This window comes from Paraburkholderia sp. LEh10, assembly GCF_017814945.1.
Classification (GTDB): Bacteria; Pseudomonadota; Gammaproteobacteria; order Burkholderiales; family Burkholderiaceae; genus Paraburkholderia.
In genome coordinates, this window is sequence record NZ_JAGIPX010000020.1 from 15169 (window position 1) to 41737 (window position 26569).

Annotated in this window: 24 protein-coding genes; 13 read left to right on the forward strand and 11 right to left on the reverse strand. The window is 64.1% G+C overall.

The window, feature by feature from the left end:
• The first annotated feature begins 355 nt into the window (after positions 1–355).
• Positions 356–2413, forward strand: a complete 2058-nt coding sequence (locus J8I87_RS18125) for an NAD(+) synthase (RefSeq protein WP_209933053.1) — start codon at positions 356–358, stop codon at positions 2411–2413.
• Between the two features lie 132 nt (positions 2414–2545).
• On the forward strand, positions 2546–2884 hold the full coding sequence (gene glnK / locus J8I87_RS18130; protein WP_008342452.1) for a P-II family nitrogen regulator: 339 nt from the start codon (positions 2546–2548) through the stop codon (positions 2882–2884).
• A gap of 203 nt (positions 2885–3087) precedes the next feature.
• Here the strand turns inward: glnK and J8I87_RS18135 are convergent, their stop codons facing one another.
• The 5 genes from J8I87_RS18135 to J8I87_RS18155 all read right to left on the reverse strand — a co-directional run bounded on the left by J8I87_RS18135 (position 3088) and on the right by J8I87_RS18155 (position 8136).
• On the reverse strand, positions 3088–4245 hold the full coding sequence (locus tag J8I87_RS18135; protein ID WP_209933055.1) for a porin: 1158 nt from the start codon (positions 4243–4245) through the stop codon (positions 3088–3090).
• A gap of 595 nt (positions 4246–4840) precedes the next feature.
• Positions 4841–5629 (reverse strand): ABC transporter ATP-binding protein, encoded by a 789-nt coding sequence (locus J8I87_RS18140; RefSeq protein WP_280923080.1) that lies wholly within the window; start codon positions 5627–5629, stop codon positions 4841–4843.
• A gap of 30 nt (positions 5630–5659) precedes the next feature.
• Positions 5660–6373, reverse strand: coding sequence for an ABC transporter permease (locus tag J8I87_RS18145; RefSeq protein ID WP_209933056.1), 714 nt, complete (start codon positions 6371–6373; stop codon positions 5660–5662).
• On the reverse strand, positions 6370–7059 hold the full coding sequence (locus tag J8I87_RS18150; protein WP_209933057.1) for an ABC transporter permease: 690 nt from the start codon (positions 7057–7059) through the stop codon (positions 6370–6372). Before J8I87_RS18150 ends, J8I87_RS18145 begins: the two co-directional genes overlap by 4 nt.
• A gap of 300 nt (positions 7060–7359) precedes the next feature.
• On the reverse strand, positions 7360–8136 hold the full coding sequence (locus J8I87_RS18155) for an ABC transporter substrate-binding protein (RefSeq protein WP_209933058.1): 777 nt from the start codon (positions 8134–8136) through the stop codon (positions 7360–7362).
• A gap of 511 nt (positions 8137–8647) precedes the next feature.
• On the opposite strand from J8I87_RS18155, the gene J8I87_RS18160 reads away from it, so the two are divergent.
• Positions 8648–9355 (forward strand): pirin family protein, encoded by a 708-nt coding sequence (locus J8I87_RS18160; RefSeq protein WP_209933059.1) that lies wholly within the window; start codon positions 8648–8650, stop codon positions 9353–9355.
• A gap of 216 nt (positions 9356–9571) precedes the next feature.
• Here the strand turns inward: J8I87_RS18160 and J8I87_RS18165 are convergent, their stop codons facing one another.
• Positions 9572–10114, reverse strand: a complete 543-nt coding sequence (locus J8I87_RS18165; protein WP_209933061.1) for a periplasmic heavy metal sensor — start codon at positions 10112–10114, stop codon at positions 9572–9574.
• Positions 10115–10337: 223 nt separating this feature from the next.
• Between J8I87_RS18165 and J8I87_RS18170 the strand changes: the two genes are divergently transcribed.
• Complete coding sequence (locus tag J8I87_RS18170; protein WP_209933063.1) at positions 10338–11063, forward strand: response regulator; 726 nt, start codon at positions 10338–10340, stop codon at positions 11061–11063.
• Positions 11047–12375 carry an ATP-binding protein gene (locus J8I87_RS18175; RefSeq protein WP_209933064.1) on the forward strand — a complete coding sequence of 443 codons (1329 nt, stop codon included), beginning with the start codon at positions 11047–11049 and terminating at the stop codon, positions 12373–12375. The genes J8I87_RS18170 and J8I87_RS18175 overlap by 17 nt, the downstream gene beginning before the upstream one ends.
• 137 nt (positions 12376–12512) lie before the next feature.
• Here the strand turns inward: J8I87_RS18175 and J8I87_RS18180 are convergent, their stop codons facing one another.
• Positions 12513–12779, reverse strand: a complete 267-nt coding sequence (locus J8I87_RS18180; RefSeq protein WP_209933065.1) for a hypothetical protein — start codon at positions 12777–12779, stop codon at positions 12513–12515.
• 143 nt (positions 12780–12922) lie between these two features.
• Positions 12923–14602: a sensor domain-containing diguanylate cyclase gene (locus J8I87_RS18185; RefSeq protein WP_209933066.1), complete on the reverse strand. Its 1680-nt coding sequence runs from the start codon at positions 14600–14602 to the stop codon at positions 12923–12925.
• 731 nt (positions 14603–15333) lie between these two features.
• On the opposite strand from J8I87_RS18185, the gene J8I87_RS18190 reads away from it, so the two are divergent.
• A complete protein-coding gene (locus tag J8I87_RS18190) occupies positions 15334–17088 on the forward strand; it encodes an ABC transporter permease subunit (RefSeq protein ID WP_209933067.1) in 1755 nt (584 codons plus the stop codon).
• Between the two features lie 22 nt (positions 17089–17110).
• Positions 17111–18454, forward strand: a complete 1344-nt coding sequence (locus J8I87_RS18195) for an AAA-associated domain-containing protein (RefSeq protein ID WP_209933068.1) — start codon at positions 17111–17113, stop codon at positions 18452–18454.
• 136 nt (positions 18455–18590) lie between these two features.
• Here J8I87_RS18195 and J8I87_RS18200 read toward each other — a convergent pair whose 3' ends face one another.
• From J8I87_RS18200 to J8I87_RS18210, 3 genes are all read right to left on the reverse strand, one after another.
• Positions 18591–19145, reverse strand: a complete 555-nt coding sequence (locus tag J8I87_RS18200) for a hypothetical protein (protein WP_209933070.1) — start codon at positions 19143–19145, stop codon at positions 18591–18593.
• Positions 19142–19681: a hypothetical protein gene (locus J8I87_RS18205; RefSeq protein ID WP_245254000.1), complete on the reverse strand. Its 540-nt coding sequence runs from the start codon at positions 19679–19681 to the stop codon at positions 19142–19144. Before J8I87_RS18205 ends, J8I87_RS18200 begins: the two co-directional genes overlap by 4 nt.
• A 425-nt stretch (positions 19682–20106) precedes the next feature.
• On the reverse strand, positions 20107–21162 hold the full coding sequence (locus tag J8I87_RS18210; RefSeq protein ID WP_209933073.1) for a sigma-54-dependent Fis family transcriptional regulator: 1056 nt from the start codon (positions 21160–21162) through the stop codon (positions 20107–20109).
• Between the two features lie 508 nt (positions 21163–21670).
• Here J8I87_RS18210 and J8I87_RS18215 point away from each other — a divergent pair.
• The 6 genes from J8I87_RS18215 (at position 21671) to otsA (ending at position 26491) form a co-directional block, all read left to right on the forward strand.
• Positions 21671–21988 carry a YqjD family protein gene (locus tag J8I87_RS18215; RefSeq protein ID WP_209933074.1) on the forward strand — a complete coding sequence of 106 codons (318 nt, stop codon included), beginning with the start codon at positions 21671–21673 and terminating at the stop codon, positions 21986–21988.
• A gap of 67 nt (positions 21989–22055) precedes the next feature.
• Positions 22056–22313, forward strand: coding sequence for a hypothetical protein (locus J8I87_RS18220; RefSeq protein ID WP_209933075.1), 258 nt, complete (start codon positions 22056–22058; stop codon positions 22311–22313).
• Positions 22314–22629: 316 nt separating this feature from the next.
• A complete protein-coding gene (locus J8I87_RS18225) occupies positions 22630–24036 on the forward strand; it encodes a sigma-54-dependent transcriptional regulator (RefSeq protein WP_209933076.1) in 1407 nt (468 codons plus the stop codon).
• Between the two features lie 225 nt (positions 24037–24261).
• Positions 24262–24474, forward strand: a complete 213-nt coding sequence (locus tag J8I87_RS18230; protein ID WP_209933078.1) for a hypothetical protein — start codon at positions 24262–24264, stop codon at positions 24472–24474.
• 185 nt (positions 24475–24659) lie between these two features.
• A complete protein-coding gene (locus J8I87_RS18235; protein WP_209933079.1) occupies positions 24660–24869 on the forward strand; it encodes a hypothetical protein in 210 nt (69 codons plus the stop codon).
• A 200-nt stretch (positions 24870–25069) separates the two neighbouring features.
• Entirely contained in the window at positions 25070–26491 is a 1422-nt protein-coding gene (otsA, locus tag J8I87_RS18240; protein WP_209933080.1) for an alpha,alpha-trehalose-phosphate synthase (UDP-forming), read from the forward strand.
• The last annotated feature ends 78 nt before the right edge of the window (positions 26492–26569 follow it).

Genomic DNA, 26569 nt, shown 5'->3' on the forward strand with positions numbered 1-26569 from the left:
GATGGGGCGGGGGGCGGGTGATGCCGACACGCGAGGCTTGCGCGTCCGGCGCCGCCGCCGCTTGATGTCCCGCGCGACTTGTCCACGACGCCATCGCTGCGATGGCGTTGGGCGCTGAACGGACCGTGGCGCGACGAACGGCCATGTTAATGCAAATGCGCCCGCGAAGCGCGCGGCGTGGCTCGCGGGCCGCTTCGTGATCGGCGTGAGACTGTCCCGCCCGCGCATTGATCGAGACCTGGAATGCGCTTACGGCTTATCATCTACGCTGACCGATAGCAGCCGTTTCGCGTGTGCCGTCCATGTGTCCGATCTCGTTCAATCGCCGGCACGCGCGCCCGAAGGAATCTCTGACATGAAAGGCAACTTCTTCAATCTGTATTCGCACCGCTTCGCGCGCGTCGCGGTCGGCGTGCCGCGCTGCCGTGTCGCGGACCCGGCCTTCAACGCTGACGAGACGCTCAAGCTCGCGCACGATGCGGCCGCGAAGGGCGCGGCGCTCGTCGCGTTTCCCGAGCTCGGTTTGCCCGCCTACACCTGCGATGACCTCTTCCATCAAAGCGCGCTGCTCGACGCATGCAAGACAGCGCTGGCAAAGATCGTCGACGCGTCGAAGAAGCTGCCTGTCGCGTTGATCGTCGGCATGCCGCTGCAGGTGGACCACAGCCTCTACAACTGTGCCGTCGTCGTCGCGCGCGGCGCCGTGCTCGGCGTGGTGCCGAAGAGCTATCTGCCGAATTACGGCGAGTTCTATGAAGCGCGCCAGTACACACCCGCCGACAGCGCCGTCGCACGCGACATCGAACTGCTCGGCAAGCAGGTGCCGTTCGGCGCGTCGCTGCTGTTCGAACTGACCGACGTGCCGGACTTCCGTTTTCATGTCGAGATCTGCGAGGACGTGTGGGTGCCGATTCCGCCGTCGTCGTTCGCGGCGCTCGCGGGCGCGACCGTGCTCGTGAATCTGTCGGCGTCGAACATCGTGGTCGGCAAGTCGGGCTACCGGCATCAGCTCGTCGGCCAGCAGTCGGCGCGCTGTCTTGCCGCGTATCTGTACACGTCGGCGGGACGCGGCGAATCATCGACGGATATGGCTTGGGACGGCCAGGCGCTGATCTGCGAAAACGGCGAGATGCTCGCCGAGTCCGGGCGCTTTCTCGATGACTCGCACATGATCTTCGCGGACGTCGATCTCGAGCGTCTGTCGCACGAGCGCATGCGGCAGACAACGTTCGGCATGTCGGTGCAGCGTCACAAGGAAGAGGCCGCGAAGTTTCAGATCGTGCGCTTCGCGATCGGGCACGACACCTCGCACGCGCTGCCGCTCACGCGCAAGGTCGAGCGTTTCCCGTACGTGCCCGCCGATACGCGCCGCCGCGACGAGCGCTGCAACGAGGTCTACAACATTCAGGTGCAGGCGCTCGTGCAGCGGCTATCGGCATCGAATATCCAGAAGGTCGTGATCGGCGTGTCGGGCGGGCTCGACTCGACGCATGCGCTGCTCGTCTGCGCGAAGGCGATGGACCGCCTGAATCTGCCGCGCACCAACATCATCGGCGTGACGATGCCGGGCTTCGCGACCAGCGACCGTACGCTGAAGCAGGCGCGCGAGTTGATGGACGTGGTCGGCTGCACGTCGATGGAAATCGATATCCGGCCAAGCTGCGAGCAGATGCTGAAGGACCTCGGCCATCCGTACTCGGCGGGCGAGGCGACGTACGACATCACGTTCGAAAACGTGCAGGCGGGCGAGCGCACCAATCATCTGTTCCGTCTCGCGAACTTCCACAACGGCATCGTGATCGGCACGGGCGATCTGAGCGAGCTGGCACTCGGCTGGTGCACGTATGGCGTCGGCGATCACATGTCGCACTACAGCGTGAACGCCAGCGTGCCGAAGACGCTGATCACGCATCTGGTGCGCTGGGTCGCGGAGACGGGCGCAGTCGGCAAGGACGGCTCGGATACGCTGCTCAACGTGCTCGCCACCGAAATCAGTCCTGAGCTCGTGCCTGGCAAATCGGCAGGCGCGATCGAACAGAAGACGGAGTCTTTCATCGGCCCGTACGAATTGCAGGACTTCAATCTGTACTACATCCTGCGTTATGGTTTCGCGCCGTCGAAGGTCGCGTTCCTCGCGCTGCACGCATGGCGCGACAGGGAGCAGGGCGGCTGGCCGGAAGGCGCGCACGTCGTGCGCAACGAGTACGATCTCGCTGCCATCAAGCGTAATCTCGGCATCTTTTTGTGGCGCTTCTTCAAGACGAGCCAGTTCAAGCGGACCTGCGTGCCGAATGCGCCGAAGGTCGGCTCGGGCGGCTCGCTGTCGCCGCGCGGCGACTGGCGTGCGCCGAGCGACTCGGAAGCGACCGTATGGACGGATGATCTCGCAACCGTTCCGGACAAAGCCGCCTGAAAGCTGTCTCTATCTGCCTTAAAGCGCGCGTTGCTGCACGCGTTGTCATGCGCAGTGCTGGCAACGTGTGCGGTGCGGCGTAGAATCAACGCATCTGAACCTTCCTTTTTTCGAACCGAGACGAGGCCCGCCATGAAACGAATCACAGCCATCATCAAACCGTTCAAGCTCGACGAAGTCCGCGAAGCGCTCGCCGAAGTCGGCCTGACGGGGCTGACCGTCACGGAGGTCAAAGGCTTTGGCCGCCAGAAAGGGCACACGGAGCTCTATCGCGGCGCCGAGTATGTCGTCGATTTCCTGCCGAAAGTGAAGATCGAAGTCGTCGTCGCGAACGACCAGACGGATCAGGTGATCGATGCCATCATCGGCGCGGCGCGCACGGGCAAGATTGGCGACGGCAAGATTTTCGTCGCGGACGTCGAACGCGTGATCCGCATTCGTACGGGTGAGGAGAACGAAGCGGCCGTGTGAGCCGTTCAGTTTCAACGTAGAGCGCCGGCGTTGCACCGCGCCGGTGCCCCGATGCACGAGCGATGGGCCTCACGATGCTGTCGCATTGCCGCTCGCTGAAATAAAAAAAGGTGCGACACCCTTTCGGACATCGCACCGATACGCGCCTCTCGCAGCAGCGTGAAAACTGTTTCTGTTAAAGCCGTTCTGTCGACACCGTTCGATTAGAACGAGTGCTGGATACCTGCGTACACGCCCGTCTGGCTGTGGCCCGGCAGCGGGTTGTCGGTTGCGACTGCCGTACCGGCGTTGTTGGCGTTCAGGCCGAAGTTAGCCGTCTTGCTGTTCTGCGTCGTCGCGACCTGGAGGTCGAGCAGCGTGCGCTTGGACAGGTTGTACGAGCCGCCAACCGTGTAGATCGTCGCGTTGCCGCCGCCGTTGTTCGCGTTCACGTGATAGACGGCCGCGATCAGAGCTGCAGCCGGCGTTGCTTGCCACGTGATACCGCCCCACTCGTGATCGAGCGTGGTCGGCGTACCCGGCAGATAGTTCGTCGCGCCCGACGAGCGGATCGCCTGGTAAGCGGCCTGGATCTTGAACTGGCCGAGGAACACGTTCACGAGAGCCGAGTACTCACGCGATGCTGCGAACACGCCCGTACCGATGTTGCCGGTGTTGGTCGGGTCTGCTGCCGCCGGGTTCGGGCCGAACAGGCCGCCGTTTGCCGGGTTGCGGATTTCGTCATAGATACCGCGAACCTGGAACAGCGACGAGGTGTAGGTGACCTGCGCGCCGGCTTCGCGGCCTTGCGGAGTCGTGCCGTTACCGTTCCAGTTCGTCGCGTTCGACAGCGCGTATTGACCGTAGAAGTCAAAGCCAGCGATCTTCGGCGACTGGTAGGCTACGTTGTTGCTCGATTGCGGCCAGTTGCGGCCACGCACCAGCGACGCCGACGACCAGTTCGACTGACCGAACGGGTCGAAGTCCCACACGCCGTTCGAGATGTAGAGCATGCGGCCCATCGTGAACGTACCGTACTGGTCGCTCGCGAAGCCGATGGTTGCCCAGCGATTGAAGAGACCGCCGCCGCCAGGACCCGCGCCCGTCATCGTGTTGAACGAGCCTTCCAACTGGAACACGGCCTTGTAGCCGCCGCCCAGATCTTCAGCACCCTTCAAGCCCCACAGGCTGGTACCCCAGTCGCCGCTTTCCGCGCGGAAGCGGTGCGTGCCGCTCGTTGCCGAGCCATTTACCTGGTTCGTCGGGACACCATTCATGTACTCCAGACCAGCGTCCAGACGCCCATACAGCGTCACGCTGCTCTGTGCGTGTGCAGCAACGCCAAAGGTCAGCAGCGCTGCGGCGGCCAAAACTTTCTTCATCTTCTCCTCCATACCCTGTCAAAAAGTAACGCCAGTACTGCGAGTAGTGCCCGGACGCCATCGGCGCCGAGCAGGAATCTTGCTGCGGGAGATGGGCGGGTGATCGGTGGTGTTATCGACGCACAGCCTCGGGAGCCGTCTGATCGTCTTGCCGATCCTTCGCGACCGGTATCTCCTGTTCGTTAGTTTTGAAGTGAAACTACTTTTCTTGAACTTTGTTTTGCTACTTTCGTTACTAATTTAGCAAAATACCCCTCGGTTGGCGAATAAATTAGTGATGCTCGGTAAAGGTGTCTCTAAATTGCAATACCATTGCAAGACAAGTGGCTTGCAGGTGGCCGCAAAACGGGCCCAAAGCCTTATCCGGCAAGGGATTCACCGTTGTTAATGGCTTGGGTCAAGGATTGCCACTATTGACGGGAGAAATCGGCGGGAGTATGCGCATTTCGCGCTGTCGTTCGCGCAGATGTTGGGACGCCGAAGCTTTGAGGCCGTGTGAAAAGAGGAACAAGCGTGCCGCGCGGGCATCGCACAGGCATGAAAAAGGGCGCCGGTAAGCGCCCTGTAATACTACATAGACTACATTCCTGAAGCCTTATTTGAGGCTTCCCGACAGGAACTGCTTGAGGCGGTCACTCTTCGTGTTCCTGAACACTTCGTCAGGATGCCCTTCCTCTTCGACACGCCCCTGATGCAGGAACATCACGTGATTCGACACGTTGCGCGCGAACGCCATTTCATGCGTGACGACGATCATCGTGCGGCCTTCCTCGGCGAGCGTCTGCATGACCTTCAGCACTTCGCCGACGAGCTCGGGGTCGAGCGCGGAAGTGGGCTCGTCGAACAGCATCACGTCGGGGTTCATCGTCAGCGCGCGGGCGATCGCCACACGCTGCTGCTGGCCGCCCGACAGATGCGACGGATACTGCTTCTCGACGCGCGGCGCGAGGCCCACTTTCTCGAGATACGTGCGGGCGCGCTCCTCAGCTTCCTTGCGCGGAATGCCGAGCACGTGCAGTGGTGCTTCGATGATGTTCTCGAGCACCGTCATGTGCGTCCACAGGTTGAAGTGCTGGAACACCATCGAAAGCTTGGTGCGCATCTTCTGCAACTGCTTCTGATCCGACACGCGTAGCGCGCCGTGCTTGTCCTTCTGTGTGCGGATCTCCTGGCCGTCGACGAAGATGCGCCCGGAGTTCGGCTGCTCCAGGAAGTTGATGCAGCGAAGCATCGTGCTCTTGCCCGAGCCGGACGAGCCGATCACGCTGATCACGTCGCCGCGGTTCGCCTTGAGCGAGACGCCCTTGAGAACTTCGTTGTCGCCGTACTGCTTGTGCAGGTTGTCGACGAAAAGCATTTGCTGTGTGGCTTGAGGAGTGTTCATCGGGTTCCTTGACTTGCTTATTCGCCGTACTTACTTGCCTTGCGGGCGCAGATAAGCGAGCCAGCGGCGCTCGGCGCGGCGGAACAGCCAGACGAGCGCAAAAGAGATGATCAGGTAGAGCAGCGCGGCGATGCCGAACGCGTCGAACGATCGGTAGGTCGCCGAATTGACGTCGCGCGCGATCTTCAGGATGTCGGGCACGGTCGCGGTGAAGGCGACCGTCGTCGCGTGCAGCATCAGGATCACTTCGTTGCTGTAGTACGGCAGCGCGCGGCGCAGCGCCGACGGCAGGATGACGCGCCGGTACAGCGTGAACTGCGACATGCCGTACGCGCGCGCTGCTTCGATTTCACCGTACGGCGTCGCCTTGATCGCGCCCGCGAAAATTTCCGTCGTGTACGCGCAGGTGTTCAGCGTGAACGCGAGGAGCGTGCAGTGCATGCCGTCGCGGAAGAACGCGTTGGTCAGCGCGTTCGAGCGGATGATTTCGAGGCTGTAGAGGCCCGTGTAGCAGAGCAGCAGTTGCACGTACAACGGCGTGCCGCGAAAGATATACGTATACAGCCACACGGCGCTCGCGAGCCACTTCTTCTTCGACACGCGCGCAACCGCGAGCGGCACGGACAGGCAGAAGCCGAGGCCGATCGACACGACCAGCAGCCACAGCGTGATGACGACGCCCGTAAAGCGGTAGCCATCCGTATATAGATAGTTGCGCCAGTATTCCTGGATCAGCTCGATCATAGTTCCGCCTTGCGCACGCCAGTCGAGTAGCGTTTTTCGAGGTATATCAGCACGAAGTTCGACGCCGTCGTAATCAGCAGATAGATGGCGCCCGCCATCAGCGTGAAGAAGAAGAACCGCAGCGTGCCCTTGCCGGCATCTTGCGACGCCTTGACGACGTCCGCGAGGCCGATGATCGATACCAGCGCCGTCGCCTTGACCATCACCTGCCAGTTGTTGCCGATGCCGGGTAGCGCGAAGCGCATCATCTGCGGGAACATGATCCGCGAGAACACCTGCCAGCCCGTCATCCCGTAAGCGTGGCCCGCTTCGAGCTGGCCGCGCGGCACGGCGAGAAACGCGCCGCGGAAGGTCTCCGTGAAGTACGCGCCATAGATGAAGCCAAGCACGGCGACGCCGGCGACGAAAGGATCGATGTCGATCTGGTCCCAGCCGAGCATGTCAGTGAGATTGTTCAGCCAGATCTGGATGCTGTAGAAGAGCAGCAGCATCAGCACGAGATCGGGGACGCCGCGTATCAGGGTCGTGTAGATGGTGCCGATGCTGTATGACACCCGGTTTCTCGACAGTTTCGCTGCCGCGCCGAGCAGGCCCAGCAAAAATGCGAGCGCGAGCGACAGGATTGCCAGTTTCACGGTCTGCACCGTGCCAGCAAAGATGAGTGGGCCGTAGCCTTGAAAGAGCATAGTGAGTCCTTGACGACGCTCCCGCGCGCCGCGAAAGACGCGGACTGCGTACGCTGCGGCGGTTCGTCCGAAGGCGGGTCCAGCCGTTGCCTTCGATGTCTCCCGTGCGGCGCACAGCATGCCGCTGTGCGAATCATGACTGCCTGGCCGTTGCCGGCGGCAGCGCGTTTTCCAGCTTGTTGCTGCGTTGTTGCTACTCAGGGTCCGACTGTATTACGAAGCCCGGCGGCGAGCCCATTCGGGCGAGCCCCGAGCCTGTGCCGCGCGACGCCGATGTTCCGGGTTTCGCTGACACGACGTCTAGCGGCTCTCGTAGATATCCACGTCGAAATACTGCTTTTCGAGCTTGCTGAACGTGCCGTCCTGATGGATGTCGGCGAGCGCCTTGTTGAGCTTCGCCTTCAGCTCGCCGTCTTCCTTGCGTACGCCGATAGCCGTGCCTTCGCCGATCGTCTTCGCGTCCTTTACTTCCGGGCCCGCCCAGGCGAAACCCTTGCCGCGCGGCGTCTTCAGGAAGCCGGAGTCGGCCTGCAGCTCATCCTGCAACGCGGCGTCCAGACGCCCCGTCGCCAGATCCGCGTAGACCTGATCCTGGTTCTGGTACGGCACGATCGTCACGCCCTTGGGCTCCCAGTACGCCTTCGCGTACGTTTCCTGCGTCGAGCCCTGCTCGACGCCGACGCGCTTGCCTTTCAGCGATCCCGCCGTCGGCAGGAGCGTCGAGCCCGCCTTCGCGATCATGCGCGCGGGCGCGTCGAACAGCTTGTCGGAGAAGTCGATCTGCTCGCGGCGCTTGTCGGTGACGGTCAGCGACGACACGATGATGTCGAACTTCTTGCCCTTCAGTGCCGGAATGATGCCGTCGAAATCCTGGGCAATCCACACGCATTTGACGTTCATCTTCGCGCACAGCGCCTTCGTCAGATCGACGTCGAAGCCGACCATCTGGCCGTTCGGCGCCATCGATTCGAACGGCGGATAACTGGCGTCGACCCCGATGCGCACGGTTTTCCATTCTTTTGCCATGGCACCCGTGGCCGCGGCTGCGAGCGCTACGCACAGTGCGAGCTTCTTCATGTTTCTCCTGACTTCCCCGATCGCCGCCGTGTCCGCCTGCGCGGGCGAGAGCCGCCTCGCAGCCGGCCGTCGCCATTCTAGGCGGACAAAAATATGCCGCCTGAATTGGCGGCGGTTTTACGGCCGGCCCGGCTTCGTCTCGCCAGTCCGTCCGTTCCGCCGGGCGCTTTCCCCTGTGCTGCCTGGCCGTTGGCGGCGGGCGCGGCCATTCGTCCGGGAGCGGTGCGCGCGTCGACCCGTTCCCAAAAAGCGCGGTATTTTACCCGAACCCGCGCGCGGTGCCAGTGTTCGAGGCGCGAGAAAGCCCTTTGCTTCCAGAGACATGCGCGCGCGGCGCAGCATTGCGGGATGCCGCCCGCGTTGTCCGGGCGCACGGTTGCCTAGGCGGCGCGCATCGCATGGCTGCTGCATTGCCGTCATTTGCGAAACGATGCGGTGCAGCGGTGCGGATTGTCCAGGGCGCCCGCAGCCCATACATTCCCGTCATCGCCAATTTTTACGGGAGAGTCACATGATGACGATTCGCCGCTCCGACGAACGAGGCCACGCAGACCATGGCTGGCTGAAGGCGAAGCACAGCTTCTCGTTTGCCGATTACCACGACCCCGAGCATATGCACTTCGGTCCGCTGCGGGTGATCAACGAGGACAGGATCGCGGCGGGGCAGGGCTTCGGCACGCATGGGCACCGCGACATGGAGATCGTCACCTATGTGCTCGACGGCTCGTTGTCGCATCGCGACAGCATGGGCAACGGCTCGACCATCCGACCCGGCGACGTGCAGCGCATGAGCGCGGGCACGGGCGTGATGCACAGCGAATTCAACGGGTCGCGGGAAGAGCCGCTGCACTTGCTGCAAATCTGGATCATCCCGAAGCGCAGCGGCGACCAGCCGGGCTACGAGGAAAAGCGCTTTAACGACGCTGACAAGCGCGGACGGCTGCGCGTGGTCGTCTCGCCGGACGGACGCGACGGTTCGGTGACGATTCACGCGGACGCATCGATTCACGCCGGTCTGCTCGACGGCGCGGAGCGCGCCGAGTATGTGCTCGAAGCGGGGCGCCAGGCCTATGTGCACGTCGCGCGCGGCGGCTTGACGGTGAACGGCGAAGCGCTGAAGGCGGGCGACGCGGCGATGATCACCGACGCATCGACCGTCACGCTGGAAAAGGGTGAAGGCGCCGAAGTGCTGCTGTTCGATCTCGGGCAGTTGCGCTAAGCGCGCTGTCGTTCAGCTGTGCATCGGCATCGCCGATGAAGAAACGCCACGCAAGCCTGTTCCGTGGCGTTCTGTTTTTCGTGGGCCCGGCATCCGACTGTCGCGTCGGCCCGCAACCGCACGCTCACGCGCGTGCGTGCCTGAACGCAGCGGCGCACAGCGCGCCGCTGCGGCCGACCTCGCCGCTGCGCCCGCGTCGAACCAGCAGCACAACGCTCAAGGCTTGACCGCGGAAGCCGCTGCGTCGCCGCGATGCTTTTCCCAACGCTCGCGCATCTTTTCGTGGCGCTGCTCCATCTTCGCGAAGTGCTGCTTGAGCGCGGTGCTCACGGTGGTCTTCTGCTGGTCGTTCAGGCCGTTATAGAAGTTCAGCCATGCCGTCGCCGTCTGCTCGCGCAGTTGCGCATCTTTCTGCTCGATCTGCTGGTGCGCGGCATGCATCGCGTTGAGGTCGAGAATCGGTTGCTGCTGCATCTGCTTGAACTGCTGGCGCATCTGCTCGTGGTTCGCGCGTTCCGCTTCATGGCTTTGCTTCATCGTGTCGAGCGCGGCCTGCCATTGCTTTTCCTGATCCGCGTTCAGCTTCAGTTGCCCGTGCAACTGGTTCAGTTCCTTCATGAAGCCGCCGTGGTGCCAGCCCGGGCCGCCATGGCCCATGCCGCCTTCGCCGCCCTGAGGCTGTGCGGCGAACGCGGTTCCGAGACTCAGTGCGAGCGATGCGGCGGCAACGGCGAGAAAGCGTGAAGTTTTTTTGGACATTTCAATCCTCCTTGATCAACTGGCCGAAGGTGCCACCCGTCTCGAAGATGAACGGGCGTGCATCCGGTAAGGCACAGCGTAGAGGTATCGAATGCGGACCGTGTTACGCGTATCCTTTCGGAAGTTACGCGACATTACGCGTACCTTTCGCGGTAACACCCGGTAACCCTTTGGGGGCGGCAAGGGGCGAATACGCAATGACGCGCGCGTTACACTTCAAGCCATGGCTACTCAAATTCTTGTCGTCGATGACGACGTCGAACTGCGCGACCTGCTGCGCGACTATCTGGCCCGGCAAGGCATCGAGGTGTCGGTGCTGCACGACGCCGGCTCTCTGGAGCGGCGCATCGAGCGCGAACGCCCCGACCTGATCGTGCTGGACCTGATGATGCCGGGCGTCGACGGCCTCACGGCGCTGCGCAAGCTGCGCGCGTCGGGCGACGATATTCCCGTCATCATGCTGACGGCCCGCGCCGATGACGTCGACCGCATCGTCGGGTTGGAGCTTGGCGCGGACGATTACCTCGGCAAGCCGTTCAATCCGCGCGAGCTGCTCGCGCGCGTGCAGGCGGTGTTGCGCCGCCGCAAGACGCTGCCGTCGGCAGCCGCGCCTGAGCAGCGCGAGCCGTTTTCGTTCGGCCGCTTCACGCTCGATTTCCAGTCGCGCACGCTGCATCAGGAAGGCAAGCCGCTCACTCTGTCCGGCAGCGAATTCGCGCTTCTGAAGATCTTCGTCAATCACCCGATGCGCACGCTTACGCGCGAGCGCCTGCTCGAACTGCTGCACGGTCCGGAATACGACGGCACCGACCGCGGTATCGACGTGCAGGTCTGGCGCCTGCGACGCATTCTCGAAACCGATCCGTCGGTGCCGCGCTTCATCCAGACCGTGCGCGGGCGCGGATACGTGTTCGTCCCCGATGGCGAACAACATGCGCCGTCCAATTGATTCTCTGTTCGGGCGGCTGGCGCTGCTGGTCGTTTGTGTCCTGCTCGTGTCGCATTTCGCGTGGTATCTGCTGGTGCGATTCGAGCGCAACCAGTCGCAGACGCGTTATGCCGTCGAAGAAGCTGTGTTTCTCGTCGACGCCGTGCGCGATCACGTGCGGCGCGAGCCTGACCAGCCGCTGCCCTCGCGCGTGCGCCTCGTCGATCCCGCGAGCGCCGACGTGCCGCCCGACTCGACGAATCTGCCCGCTCCACTCGACCGTTTCCTCGACGACGTGCGCGACCGTCTGCCCACCTCGACGCAGGTGCGCGTCGGCGTGCCCAGCAAGCCGCCCGCGTTATGGGTCCGTGCGGCAAGCGACGCAAGCTGGATCGTCGTCCCCGTGCAGCCGTTGCGACCGCCCCGTCCGCTCGACCGGATGGTGTTGTGGCTCGGCATCATTTTTTCGGCGGGCGTAATGGCGGCGCTGTTTGCCGCGTGGCAGCTGCAGCAGCCGTTGCGCTCGCTCGCGCAGGCGGTCGCCCGCTTCGGGCGCGGGCAGCCCGTGCCGCCGTTGCGCGAGCGCGGGCCGCGCGAGCTGCGCCAGTTGACGCATGGCTTCAACCAGATGGTGCAGGAAGTCGCGCGCACGGAGAACGACCGCGCGGTGATGCTCGCGGGCGTCGCGCATGACCTGAAGACCCCCCTCGCGCGACTGCGGCTGCGCGCGGAGATGATGGAAGAAGCGAAGATGCGCGATGGCGTTGTGCGCGATGTCGATTCGATGACGCATATCGTCGAGCAGTTTCTCGTGTTCGCACACGACGGCGCGGATCGCAGCGAGCCCGTCGAAGTGGACAGCCAGTGCGAGCGCGTGGTGCGCAGCTATCGCGCGGTGTCGGGCGGCGCGCCGACGGTGCAGACCGAGCTGCGCGCCGGTCCCGGCTTCAGGCTGCCCGCCGCGACGCTCGACCGCATCCTGTCCAACCTGCTCGACAATGCGCATGCATACGGCGCGCCGCCCGTCGTCGTCGCGACCGCGCGCACGCAACAAGGCTTCACGCTGACGGTGAGCGACCACGGCAACGGCATCGCCGCGCAGGACCTGATCAACGCAAGCCGTCCGTTCGTGCGGCTCGATCCGGCGCGCGGCGGAAACGGGCACAGCGGCCTCGGGCTGGCGATCGTCGAGCGGCTCGTCCGACGTGTGGGCGGCGAATGGCAGATCGGCAACAATGATGAGCCCAACGGCGGGCGAGGGCTGCGCGTGCAGATGACGTTCCCGCTGGAAGCGGTGTCGCGCCCGGCGGCGGCATCGGAAAGCGTCTGGTGATGCGCCGCGCGGTACCGCTGTGCGGCTGATGAAGGGGCAGGCGTGAACGTGATTGAAGCCTGGGTTTGAAGCCCGGGATGGAAGCCGACCGTCCGTGGCCGTCCGGCCATTCCCGGTCGTTTGAATGAGCGCCGCGCCTATTCGGTGAACAGCGTGTTGAGCGCGGCGGCGGCTTCGCTATCGACGGTATTCCACGTCACCGTGTCTGCTTCGAAGATGTAGTGCGTCGTGTACTTGCCGAGACGCGCGAGGATTTCTTCCTGGATCACTTCGGGCGCGACTTCCAGCTTCAGATACCACGTGGTCGACGACAGACGCGTCTGAAACGCGCCGTACTCTGCCAACAAATGATCGAAAGCGTCAGCGTCCTGATCGCGGCAGACGATGACCAGATTTCCCTTCATATGAACCTCCGGGGAGCTTGGGCGGTGATCACAACTTTCGTATGAAAGCCGATGATACCTGCTTAAGCTCTGCTCGCCCGGCGGCTTCGACATGCGCGATGCGGCGTGCATCGCGCACCTCGCGCCGGCAGGCTTTTCACAGGTTACCAGGCGTTGACAGGCGCACGCGCGGGTGGCGCGGTATCGCCGGGCGGCACCGCTTCGCTGCGGTCGCGGCCGCCCTGTTTCGCGGCGTACAGCGCCTGGTCGGCGCGGCTGATGATGCGCTCGGGCAGATCTTCAGCCGACAGCTCCGTGATGCCGATGCTCACGCTCAAGCCGACGGAAGACGGCAGTTTCGACGACGGCATCGCCTTCAGGCGCACGCGCAGGCGCTCGACCACTTCGAGACCGGCGCCGAGCGCCGTCGCGGGCAGCAGAATGCCGAATTCCTCGCCGCCCAGCCGCCCGATCGCATCGCTGCCGCGCAATTCGGTGCGGCAGGTATCGACGAAGTGCTCGAGCGCGCGGTCGCCCGCGGCGTGGCCAAAGCGGTCGTTGATCTGCTTGAAGTGATCGAGGTCGGCGATCGCCATGCATAGCGGTTCGCCCGTCGCATGCGCGCGGTCGATCTCATGGCGCAGCAGATCGAGGAAATAGCGGCGCGACAACGCGCCCGTCAATGCATCGTGGCGCGCTTCGGCGGACAGCAGCGTGTTGGCCGATTGCAGTTGCTCGGCCAGCACGCGCGTCGCGCGATGGTGACGGCGCTCGCGCAGGTACGACACCGTGATCACCCACGCGAGCGCCACTGTGCCCGCGAGCGTCAGAAACACCAGCAGATGATCGCGCTTGTGATTGCGCATCAGTTCGGGCCAGGCGGCGAGGGGATCGACGAGATGCGCGGAGAGCCCCGAGTTCAGTCCGCCGCGCGACTGGTAAAGCGTCGGAATCGGCTGGCCCGGCAGTTCGAAAAGCTGCTCGGCGATCGCCAACGGCACCCACGGCATCGCGCGGTGCACCTGCTCCTTGACCGGCCGGATCTGTATGGACGGGAACTGATCGCGATGATAGGTGCTCATGCGCTCCGTCTCGCTCATCTGCATGACGCGCGAGTTCGGCATCGCCTCGCCTTCGAGCGCGGCGTTGTGCGCCATGATGATCACGCCATTGTCGTCGGTGACGAAGGTGCCCGCATGGGCAACCCAGTGACGCAGCCGCGCGATGCCGACCTTCGCGACGATCGCGCCGACCAGCAGCCCGTCGTCGTAGACGGGCGCGGAAATGAAGATGCCCGGCTCGCCGCTCATGCGGCCTACCCCGTACGCTTCGCCGAACGCGCCGAGCAGGGCGTTGGTCAGATAGCTGCGCGAGCGCATGTCGAGTCCGACGAACGAATGCGCGTTTTGCGCGTTGCTCGCGGCGACACACAAGCCGTTCGCGTTGACGAGCCAGATGATGTCGAGACCGGAGAAGCCTTGGGCATCGCGCAGGAAGCCATCGATGCCCGCCAGTTCGGGCGATTTGAGCAATTCGTCGCGGTGCGCGGGTTCCCCCTCGGCGCCCGAAGCGGCATAATTCTGCGAGTGCGTCAGGGCCTGCTGGATCACGCCGAGTTCGGCCATGGTGGCGGGTATGGCGCGCGACATCGCCAGATCGCTCGCGATCACTTCCGCCATGTTGTAGACGATCGAGCCGGACATTTGCCGCTGCTGGCGCAGGGCGGCCTCCAGTTCTTGCTGTACCATCCGGTCGGCGACCAGGCCGGATGCGAACCAGCAAGCGAGCACGACCAGTACGAAACTGGCCGGTCCCAATGCCTGGCGCAAGGTTGTCCTTTTCATCGACCCTCTGATCCGTCTGACTGATTCATGCAACAACGTCTTTCGTTGCAACGCGCTGGCGCCGGGCCGTTCCTGCCGCTCGTCGCCGTGCGCCGCACGGAGCCAGGATAGGTACGCCGTGCCGCCGTCCTCGTTGCCGGCGGCCAGCTAGATTCGCCGCCTCAAGATTTTAACCGCCGCGCGGCCCGACGCCAGTCAGGATTTGCGCGTGTGAAAGTCCCGTGTGTGGTTTTAACGGCTTCGGACGGGACTTTCTGAATAGCGGCATGACCATTTGGATGTGGCTCGCGCGCGACGGTTGGTGCGCACGGTTGCGCAACCCGTCTTTTTCAGCCAGGTGACGCTGGCTGGCGGCCTGTCGCTTACAGATTCATTCCGGGAGGCATTCAACGTGTCATTTGAATGTCAATGGTTGTTTCTGTCACACAGGTTGTAGTAGTGTCGTGCCGTCCAAAATGAGGAAAGCTCGCCGGCCTGCCGGCGGCGGCGCGCGCAACACGATTGCGCGGGCCGTAGGTGCAGGCCGGCACGGGGCGCCGTGCAATCTGTCCGTTGCCGGCCAATGCTATTCAACGCCAACGATTTACCGCGCATTAAAGTCTTGCCATGCCTGATTTCCGCTTTCCGGATCGATCCACGGACCGTCGCGCCGCCGCGAACCCTGATGGCGCGAGCGTAGCCATCAAGGCTTGCGGCACGTTCGCGTCCTGCCGCCACGGGAGGGCCGCCTGATGGATCTGTTCAGCTTCACCCTCAATCGCACCGCCAATGCGTCGGCATGGCGCGTGCTGCCCAACCGCTGGGACTTCGTTGCGTTTCCGTTCATCATCTGCCTGATCGCGATGGCCGTCGTCGGCTTCCACGAGACGATGGCGCCCATCTCGACGTTGCAGAACGAGGTGATCTCGCTCGATCCGGCGAACCTGCCCGAGTACGCGCTGCGCACCACGTTGCGCATGCTCGCCGCGATGGTCGCGTCGCTGGTGTTCACGCTGGTCTATGGGACGCTCGCGGCCAAGAGCCGCCGCGCGAGCCAGGTGCTCGTGCCGATTCTCGACATCCTGCAGTCGGTGCCCGTGCTCGGCTACATCTCGTTCACGGTGACGTTCTTCCTCGCGCTCTTTCCGTCGCGCGTGCTGGGCGCGGAGCTGGCCGCGATCTTCGCGATCTTCACGAGCCAGGCGTGGAACATGACGTTCAGCTTCTATCAGTCGCTGCGCACGGTGCCGCGCGATCTGGACGAAGTGTCGAAGGGTTTTCACCTGACGTCGTGGCAGCGCTTCTGGAAGCTCGAAGTGCCGTTCTCAATGCCGGGCCTCATCTGGAACATGATGATGTCGATGTCGGGCGGCTGGTTCTTCGTGGTCGCGTCCGAGGCGATCACGGTCGGCAATCACACGATCACGCTGCCGGGCATCGGCGCGTATCTGGCGCAGGCCATCGCCGACAAGAACCTGCACGCGATCGGCTGGGTGATCCTGACGATGACGGTCGTGATTCTCGCGTACGACCAGTTCCTGTTCCGTCCGCTCGTCGCGTGGACCGACAAGTTCCGCATGGAGAACACCAGTTCCGGCGACGCGCCCGAGTCCTGGCTGCTCGACCTGATCCGCCGCACGCGCCTCATTCACCGTTTGCTCGTCCCGCTCGGCTGGCTGTTCGCGAAGGCCGCGCGCGTGCCGTTCCGCTGGCCGAGCGTCGGGCCCGTGAAATTCGTGAAGCCCGCCACGGACAAGCCGTCGAAGACGGGTGACATCGTGTGGACGGTAATCATCCTGCTCGCCACGTTGTACGTCGTCTATCGCGTGGTCATGTTCGTGCGCACGGGCGTGACGCTCGACGAAGTCGGCCATGTGTTCGTGCTCGGCCTGCTGACGCTCCTGCGCGTGACGGTGCTGATCGCGATCGCGTCGGTGGTGTGGGTGCCCGCGGGCGTGCTGATCGGGCTGCGCCCCGCGCTCGCCGAGAAGATCCAGCCGCTCGCGCAGTTCCTCGCCGCATTCCCGGCGAACCTGCTGTTTCCCGTGTTCGTGATCGTCATCGTCAAATTCGATCTGAATCCGGACATCTGGCTCTCGCCGCTGATCGTGCTCGGAACGCAGTGGTATATCCTGTTCAACGTGATCGCGGGCGCGAGCGCCTATCCGAACGACTACAAGGAAGCCGCGAAGAACTTCCGCATCCGCGGCTGGCAGTGGTGGCGGCAGGCGATGCTGCCGGGCGTGTTCCCGTACTACGTGACGGGCGCGATCACGGCCTCGGGCGGCGCGTGGAACGCGAGCATCGTCGCGGAAGCCGTGCAGTGGGGCAATACGAAACTCGCCGCGCACGGACTCGGCGCGTACATCGCGCAGTACACGGCGGCAGGTGACTATCCGAAGATCATTCTGGGCATCGCGGTGATGTCCCTGTTCGTGTCCCTGTTCAATCGTCTGTTGTGGCGTCCGCTGTACGCCTACGCCGAAAGCCGTCTGCGGCTCGATTGAGATTCATTGAAGGCAAAACGCGATGCAAAATCCAAAAGCGGTAACCGCCGCGCCGATCCAGACGCCGCCGATGCCACCGCGTCTCGGCGAAGAAATCCTGCGCGTCAAGGACGTGTGCCGCGGGTTCAACAAGGCGCAGGGCGAACTGCTCGTCCTCGACGACGCCAACCTGTCGCTGCGTGAAGGCGAAATCGTCGGGCTGCTCGGCCGCTCGGGTTCGGGCAAGTCAACGTTGCTGCGCATCATCGCCGGGCTGATCGAGCCGACGGACGGTGAAGTGACCTATATGGGCAAGCCGCTCAAGGGACCGGCCGAAGGCGTCGCGATGGTGTTCCAGACCTTCGCGCTGTTCCCTTGGCTGACCGTGCTGCAGAACGTGGAAGCCGGTCTGGAGGCGCTCGGCGTCGGCGCGCGCGAGCGCCGTGAACGCGCGCTGGCCGCGATCGACCTGATCGGCCTCGACGGTTTCGAGAACGCGTATCCGCGCGAGCTGTCGGGCGGCATGCGTCAGCGCGTGGGCTTTGCGCGCGCGCTGGTCGTCGATCCGACGCTGCTGCTGATGGACGAGCCGTTCTCCGCGCTCGACGTGCTGACGGCCGAAACGCTGCGTACCGATCTGCTCGACCTGTGGACGCAGGGCCGCATGCCGATCAAGTCGGTGCTGATCGTCACGCACAACATCGAGGAAGCCGTGTTCATGTGCGACCGCATCCTCGTGCTGTCGTCGAATCCGGGCCGCGTGATCGCCGAGATCAAGGTGCCCTTCAAGCATCCGCGCAATCGTCTGGACCCGGCGTTCCGGCGACTGGTGGACGACATCTACGCGAAGATGACCGCGCGCCAGAAGGACGAGACGACGAAGAAGGGGCTGGAGCTGCACAGCTGGCTGCCGCATGTGTCGACCAACCTGATGGCGGGTCTGATCGAGACGCTCGCGGCCGCGCCGTACCACGGCCGGGCGGACATGCCGGAGATCGCGCGCTCGCTGCATCTCGAAGTGGACGACCTGTTCCCGATCGCCGAAGTGCTGCAGCATCTCGGGTTCGCCGATGTGCGCGAGGGCGATATTTTCCTGACGCCGCCCGCGCGCGTGTTCGCCGAGTTCGGCACGCAGGAGCGCAAGCTGATGTTCGCCGACCACCTGCTCAAGCACGTACCGCTCGCGGCGCGAATCAAGAAGGTGCTGAATGAGCGGCCCGGACATCGTGCGCCCCGCGTGCGTTTCGAGCAGGAGCTGGAGGACTTCCTGTCCGACAGCGCCGCTGAAGAGACGCTCGATGCCGTCATCAACTGGGGCCGTTATGGCGAGATCTTCTCGTACAACGACCAGACGGAAATCTTCAGTCTCGAAGATGTCGAATCCTGATTCGCAGCACGCTTGCGGTTGCGTCATCGCCTCATGAAAAAGGGGAGCCGCGCGGCTCCCCTTCGTATCTGATCGCCGCGCATCGCGCAAGCGCCTGCTTTACCGCGCGATGAGGCTGCGCGGTGTCACGCCAACGTCATTGCAGATTGCCCCAGCGCTCGACGGCCGGTTCCGCCGACGCCCACTTCCAGTAGCCCTTGTTGTCCTGCTGGCACGCGGCAGCCGTGAACCAGAAGACCTTTGCGTCCGGCTTGTCGCCGTCGACGACGGAGAACACGAACTCCTTGCAGATCGCGAGCGACGATGCGAACGCGCGCGTCACGCGCACCTGGCCGTGGCCGTTCTCGATGGGCAGCGCATGCTTGACGCTCCAGTCGCGCGTCTCGCCGACGGGCATCGTGCCCGCGAGCGCCGCGATCACGTTCTGCTGATCCGAATGCATCACGCGCAGATAGCGCGAGACGGCCTCGTCGGTGGCCGCCTGCACGGCGATGCCGACGCCGATGCCCACGGCGGGATTGGCCGTGACGATGCCCGTCGCCGCGCCGGCGCCCGCGCCTGCCGCCGCGCCGACGGAAGCGGAGCTGCACCCGCTCACGATCGCGCCCGCGCTGATGCACAGCGCGCCGGCCAACGCGAGCCGGGCAGCCGTTGCCGCGCTCACGCGTCCCAGTGCCGAGCGCGCGTTCATTGCAGCGAACCCCAGCGTTCCGTCGCGGGTTCCGCCGACGCCCATTTCCATGCGCTGCCGTCACGGCAGATCGACGCGACATAGAACGCGCTCGATGCGGGCACGTTGTTCGTCGCCGTCTTGTCGACGGAGAATACGATCTCCTTGCAGTCGAGCTCGCCCGCGCTGATCGTGCGGCTGACGGTCACGCGTCCATGCTCGTCTTCTTCGAGCGGCACGGAATGCGTGATGCTCCACGGCGCGACGGCGCCGACCGCGAGCGGGCCGGCCGCGATTGCAATGCTGTCCTGAGTATTGCGATGGATGACGCGCTCGGAGTACTGCACGCCCGCGCGCGCCGCCGCGACGGCGCCAAGGCCGATGCCCGTCGCGACCGCGGCGTTGTTGGTGACTTTGGCGGCAATCGCTGCGCCCGCGATACCGGCGCCCGCCGTGGCGCCTTCCGAGTAGAGCGAACTGCAGCCGCTCAGCGCCGACGTGACGGCTACAGCGAGGCCGGCAAGCAGCGCGACGCCAGGGAAAGTCGAACGCCGCATCGTCGCGGGCTGCGCAGTGTGCGGTTTGCGGTGCGTTGCTTTTTGCATTTCTTCGTCATTGCTCCTGCTCGTGCCTCCGGTGCGTGAAGCGCGCCAGCGCGAAGGCAGACTGCGTCTGTTTTTCGCTGCCGCATTGTGCAGGATGCCTTTTGTAATTGGCATAGGGAAAATGCAAGCAATTGCAAAAGATGCTGCGGGGCTATTGTCTTTCTGCTTTGCGCTCTCAGCAGTTGGCGTGCCTGATGCAATGAGTGAACGCCACGCCGCGTACAGCGATGCGCGCTCGTGCGGGAATGTCGTATGAAGCCGCGTTGGAAGGCCGCGCTAACACCGCCGTGACGTCACGAACGCGCGCAAGGAAACGAAAGGAAACGGAAACGCTTGAATGACGGCACGCACGCGGCGCAACGCGCACCGCATGCACATCAGTCGTCGGAATTCGACTCTTCGTCGCCGTATGCGCTGAGGCGGTTGTACAGCGTCTTGAGACTGACGCCGAGCGCCTTGGCCGCGCGCCGTTTGTCGCCGCCGCAATACTTGAGCGTGCCGAGGATGATCTGCTTTTGCGCATCGGCGAGCGGCGTGCCGATCCATACGCTCATCGAGTCGCCGAGCGTGACGGGCTTCTTCACGCGCGTCATCAGATGCGGATGCGGCAACTCGACCGACTTCTCGGCAAGAATGAACGCGCGATACACCGCGTTCTTCAGCTCGCGCACGTTGCCCGGCCACGACCAGGTGCGCAGCGTTTCCAGCGAGCGCTTGCTGAAGACCTTGTTCGTGCCTTCCTGCCGGTTGAGCTCATCCAGAAAATGCAGCGCGAGCAGTTCGCGGTCGCCTTCGCGTTCGCGCAGCGGCGGCGCACGCAACGGAAACACGGCGAGCCGGTACATGAGGTCTTCGCGCAAGCCGTTTTCCTTGACGGCGACGGCCGGGTCGCGGTTGGTCGCCGCGATCACGCGCACGTCGCCGCGAATCAGCTCGGTGCCGCCGACGCGATAGAACGTGCCTGTTTCGAGCGCGCGCAGCAGTTTCACTTGGCGCACGGGCGCCATTTCCGTCACTTCGTCGAGAAACAGCGTGCCGCCGTTCGCATGCTCGAAATAGCCGACGCGGCCCTGCACCGCGCCCGTGAAGCTGCCTTTCTCGTGGCCGAACAGCTCGGCCTCGATCAGCTCGTCGGGAATCGCGCCGCAATTGACGGCAACGAACGCGCCGCCCTTGCGCGCGCTGTGCTCGTGGATCGTACGGGCAATCAGCTCCTTGCCCGTGCCCGATTCGCCGATGATGAGCGCCGTCGCATCCGTCGCGGCTACACGATCGATCTGTTCATAGAGATCCAGCATGACGGGCGACGAGCCGTACAGCGTGCCGTACGACTTCAATCCCGCGACGTTTTCGGTCGTGCGCGGCTTCGCCTGTGCCGAGGCTGCGCTGCTGCCGGCTTCAGCCGCGGGCGAGTCGAGATCGGTCGTTGCCATAACCAGGGGTGTCCTGTGCAATTGCGGGTGGATGTCGTGAATGGCGCAGGCCAGTATCGGTGCGTGGACTGCCTTGTGAGTCGGTCCACTATCTCACAAAAGGTAATTTAACCACTGGCGCGGCAGTTCCGGCAAGGCGACTGCAAGATTGGCGTTCGCTGGCAAATCGCCAAGGTTGGCGTACGATCGACACGCGATACCGGCAAAAGTTGCGCGTGCGTTTCGTCCGCCGGCGACTTCGTACGCGTGGCGCGTGCCCGCCGCGCCGTATCGAAAAGCGGAACTCGACTCGCACGCGAGGATCGCACCAGCAGGCGGGAACAGCCGTTGCAAGCATCGACGGACAGGGGATGCACGAAGCGCATCGGCCAGGATTTCACGTGGCGCCGCGCGCAACATGGGCGCAACAGGCGGTGCAGGTGCGCATGCGTGGCGTTTGCCCGCAACCATCCGCCCCCCAACCAGGGATCAATCAGCCCCGCGCGGACAAGCAGATTGGGAGATTGCGATGACAGAAACCACCGAACAGCTCGCGCTGGGCCGACAAAAAATCGTCGAGGATCTCCGCGTGTTGTTGACCGATTCGGAAGAAATGCTGCGGCTCGCGGCCGTCGTGCCGGGCGAAGGTCTCGACGCGCTGCGCGAGCGGCTGCGCACGCATGTCGATTCGGTGCAGACGGCGCTGGCGGATGCGCAGTCGTCAGCGCAGCGGCGCTACCGCAGCGCGACGCTTCAGACGGAGCGCTACGTGCGGGAGAACCCGTGGCAATCGCTCGGCATCGCAGCTGGCGTCGGTTTTCTGGTCGGCCTGCTCGCCGCGCGCTGAGCGGCGCCGAGCGATCTCGAGCCGACGTGAGCACGCCCCAACCATTCACGACAACAAGGAGTTCAAGATGGCACGACCCAAAATCGGCGTTTTCGGCGCTCTGTTCGCCGTGGGCAGCGTCCTTGCATGGCGCTGGGTGCAAAGGCAGCGCGCCGCGCAGGCGCCACTCGCGCGCGACCTGACTCGCTGGGAAGGCGAAGGTGGCTCGGTGACGGAGCCGCAACATGCGCCTGGCGCCGAAGTGGCGCCCGCTGCGCATCTGCGCAGTGGCAATGGCGCGGATCACGGCGCGAGCGGCGATGCGTGGCCTTTCCCGCGCGGCTGACATGAACGGCGCGGCCGCGGCTTGCCGCGCCGTCCGTGCGCTGCCGCATGAAGGCCGCCCGCTACTTTATGTTTTTTCGATGCAAGCCCGTATAATGAGTAAAAACCACAACAATATGTGGGTTTGACAGCAAGATTTACGGCAATTGTTGCGCAGATGCGTTAATTCGGGAAGTTTTTCCGGTTGGGCGTCCGGTGCTGCGAGCGAGGCGTATGCTTGAGAGTCGCACCGCGCGGACGCTTTTGTCGTCGCAATTTTGTGGCGAAGCGCAGGCTGCGCGTATCCACTACCAGCACTTTCGAGCTTTCCATACGCGATGCCACATGTATTGATTGTCGATGACGATCTGAGTACCCGCGACGCACTGGCGGCGATCATCGCGGAAGACGGACTGACGACGGCCACGGCGGGCGATCTGCGCGAGGCCCGCATCCAGCTCGTGCGGCAGATGCCGGACGTGGTGTTCACCGATCTGAAGCTGCCCGACGGCACGGGGGTCGACCTGTTCGAGGATCTCGATCCGCGCTCGGGCGTCGAGTTCGTCGTGATCACGGGTCACGCGACGGTCGAATCGGCCGTGAGCGCGCTGAAGATGGGCGCCGCCGACTACCTCGTGAAGCCGATCAACATGCAGCGGGTGAAGGCGATTCTCAGCCGCCTGCCCCGCCCGGGCGACCTGAAGGCCGAGATCGGCACGCTGCGCGGCGAACTGCGTCGCATGGGCCGCTTCGGCCTGATGCTCGGCAATTCGCCCGTCATGCAGCAGGTGTACGACCAGATCAGCCGCGTCGCGCCGACGGCCGCTTCCGTAATGCTGGTCGGCGAGTCGGGCACGGGCAAGGAAGTCGCCGCGCAGACGCTTCATCAGCTGAGCCTGCGGCGCAAGCATGCGTTTCTCGCGGTGAATTGCGGCGCGATCTCGCCAAACCTGATCGAATCGGAGATGTTCGGCCATGAACGCGGCGCGTTCACGGGGGCGGACCGTCAGCACAAGGGCTATTTCGAGCGCGCGAACGGTGGAACGCTGTTCCTCGACGAAATCACCGAAATGCCGATCGAGCTGCAGGTGAAACTGCTGCGCGTGCTGGAGACGGGCATGTTCATGCGCGTCGGCACGACGAAGGAAATCGAGACCGACGTGCGCCTGATCGCCGCGACCAATCGTGATCCTGAACAGGCGGTGCTCGAAGGCAAACTGCGGCTGGATCTCTACCACCGGCTCAATGTGTTCCCCATCAGCTTGCCGCCGCTGCGCGAGCGCGGCAAGGATGTCGAACTTCTCGCGCAATCGTTTCTCGACGACCTGAACGAGCAGCACGCCACGAAGAAGCACTTTCCGCCCGCTGTGAAAGACATGCTGCTGTCGTACCCGTGGCCCGGCAACGTGCGCGAGTTGAAGAACTACGTGCAGCGCGCGCACATCATGTCGGGTACGGACTCGGACAGCACGGCCACCGTGCCGCTGCAGATCTCGTTGTCTAAGCCGACGGCGGGCACGGCGATCACGATACCGTTCGGCACGTCGCTGGCGGAGGCCGACCGCCAGCTGATTCTGGCGACACTCGAGCAGTGCGGCGGCGTCAAGACGCGTGCCGCCGAGATTCTCGGCATCAGCCTGAAGACGCTGTATAACCGGCTCGTCGAGTATGGCAACGACGCCGGCCGCGCCGACGGCGACGACATCAGCGACGAGCCTCAGGCGCTCGGCAAGGCGGACGCCTAGTCCGCCGCGCAGCACGCAGCGCGGCCTTCGCCCGGCGCGGCGTGCGGACGGCACATGCCTTGCTGATTTCAGTTGGAGCAGCCGGCTGCGCAGCAGCCGAAACTGCGTCGAACGAAAACAGCACTTGCATGGAGCCAGGGCGGGCAGGCGGCCGGGCAGGAGCGCCGATTCCCTTCGGCACCCAAGCCCCGCCGGCATGCCGGCCCTGGCCGCCAGGAGCCCATCATGCCGGACCACGACGCCGAGCGCGATCTGTACGCGCATCGTCCCGAACCCACCACGCCGCCTAACGCGCCCGAACCCGGCCAGCCCGATACCGTGCCCGATCCGACGCGCGAACCCGTCGAACCCGATACGCCGCCCATCGGCGATCCGCCGCCGCAGCCGTCGCAGACGCCTCACACGCGTGGGCGCATGGCGCTGCTCCCCGAATTGTGACGCCGCTGATCGCCGCAACGCTGGTGCGCGCGAGCGCGTGTGCAATTCGTGGGCCTGAGAGATGTACTGGTTACAAAACGGGCGAACTTTTTACCCGCAATTTACGTTCATCGGCTCTAGACTAAGGTGATGCGGCCCGGACGAACCCCCGTCCGGGTAGCGGCCTTCCCTTGGAGGCGTCCATCATGAGACATCCCGCATTGCGGCGCTCCGCGCGCCATTCGAAGCGCGATCAGCGCCCAGCCGGCGGCACGGGCAATTCACCCACACCAGATCCGGCGCACGAGAACCGCGCCGCGCCGGGCGCCCCGCCAGACGGGGAACACAACCAGGGCGGCGTGCGCCAGGAAGGGCTGGATTACCAGCGCGATCTAGGCTCCGAACAGGACGCCTGAGTTCTCTTTACGTCGGTTTTCAACCGGTTGACGAGCGAAAAATCTGCTGCGCGGCCGCCAGCGCGCAGCGCGTTTTTGCTCGCTTGTCACATTTGCATACATTTTTATTCCGCGTTTTCGCGCGATGCGGCATAAGACTTGCGTGCCGACAGTCGGAGTATCACCGCATGAAACAGTCAACTGAATGAGGTGGAGCCGCAATGAGCAGATTGATCGTCGTTTCAAACCGCGTCGCGCCGACTCAGGAAGGACGCCCGGCAGCGGGCGGTCTGGCAATCGGAGTACTGGACGCGCTGAAGGAAACGGGAGGTGTGTGGTTCGGCTGGAGCGGCGAGATCGCCACCGAGCCGTCGGAGCCCGTCATCGAGAAGCAGGGCAACGTGACCTATGCAACCGTGGAATTGAGCAAGCGCGACTACGACCAGTACTACCGCGGCTTTTCGAATGCGACGCTATGGCCGACATTCCACTACCGCAACGATCTGTCGCGCTATGACCGGCAGGAATATGCCGGCTATCTGCGGGTGAACCTGACGCTCGCGAAGCAGCTCAAGGAGCTCGTCAAGGCCGACGACATCATCTGGGTCCACGACTATCACCTGCTGCCGTTCGCGCGCTGCCTGCGCGAGCTCGGCGTGAAGAATCCGATCGGATTTTTCCTGCATATTCCGTTTCCCGTGCCGGAAGTGATGCGCACCGTTCCGCCGCACGAAGAACTCGTCAAATGCATGTGCAGCTATGACGTGGTCGGCTTCCAGACGGACGCGGACCGGCAGTCGTTCGTCGACTACATCGAGCGCGGCCGCCACGGCACGTCGAGCGACGAGAACATGATTCACGCGTATGGGCGCTTCCTGAAGGTCGCCGCCTATCCGATCGGTATCTATCCAGACGCGATCGCGAAGGCGGCCGAGCAGTACAGCGACCGCAAGCCGGTGCGCAGCCTGCGCGACGCGATGCGCGGCCGCAAGCTGATCATGAGCGTCGACCGGCTCGATTATTCGAAAGGCCTCGTCGAGCGCTTCCAGGCGTTCGAGCGTCTGCTGCAGAACGCGCCCGGCTGGCATGGCCGAGTATCGCTCGTGCAGATCGCGCCGCCGACGCGCTCCGATGTGCAGACCTATCAGCGCATCCGTCAGAACCTCGAAGGCGAGGCGGGCCGCATCAATGGACGTTTCGCGCAGCTCGACTGGACGCCGATCCAATACCTGAACCGCAAGTACGAACGCAATCTGCTGATGGCGCTGTTCCGTCAGTCGCAGGTCGGCTACGTGACGCCGCTGCGCGATGGGATGAATCTCGTCGCCAAGGAATACGTCGCATCGCAGGACCCCGCTGATCCGGGCGTGCTGGTGCTGTCGCAGTTCGCGGGCGCCGCGGAGCAATTGCCGGGCGCGCTGGTCGTCAATCCGTTCGATCTGTCGCAGATGGCCGAGGCGCTGGAGCGCGCGCTGTCGATGCCGCTCGCCGAGCGGCAGGCGCGTCACGCGGACATGATGGCGCCGCTGCGCGAGAACAATCTTTCCGTATGGCGCGACACGTTCCTCGCCGACTTGCGGCATGTGGCGACGGCTTCGTCGGTGACGGAGAAAGCCGTCAAGCGCGCCGATGTGACGGTCTAGCGGAGCGCGCTTTCTGACCGCGCGTTCGCGGCGCGCCCGTTGGCGACGTCAGCACACCCGCGACGGCAGCCTGCAAAG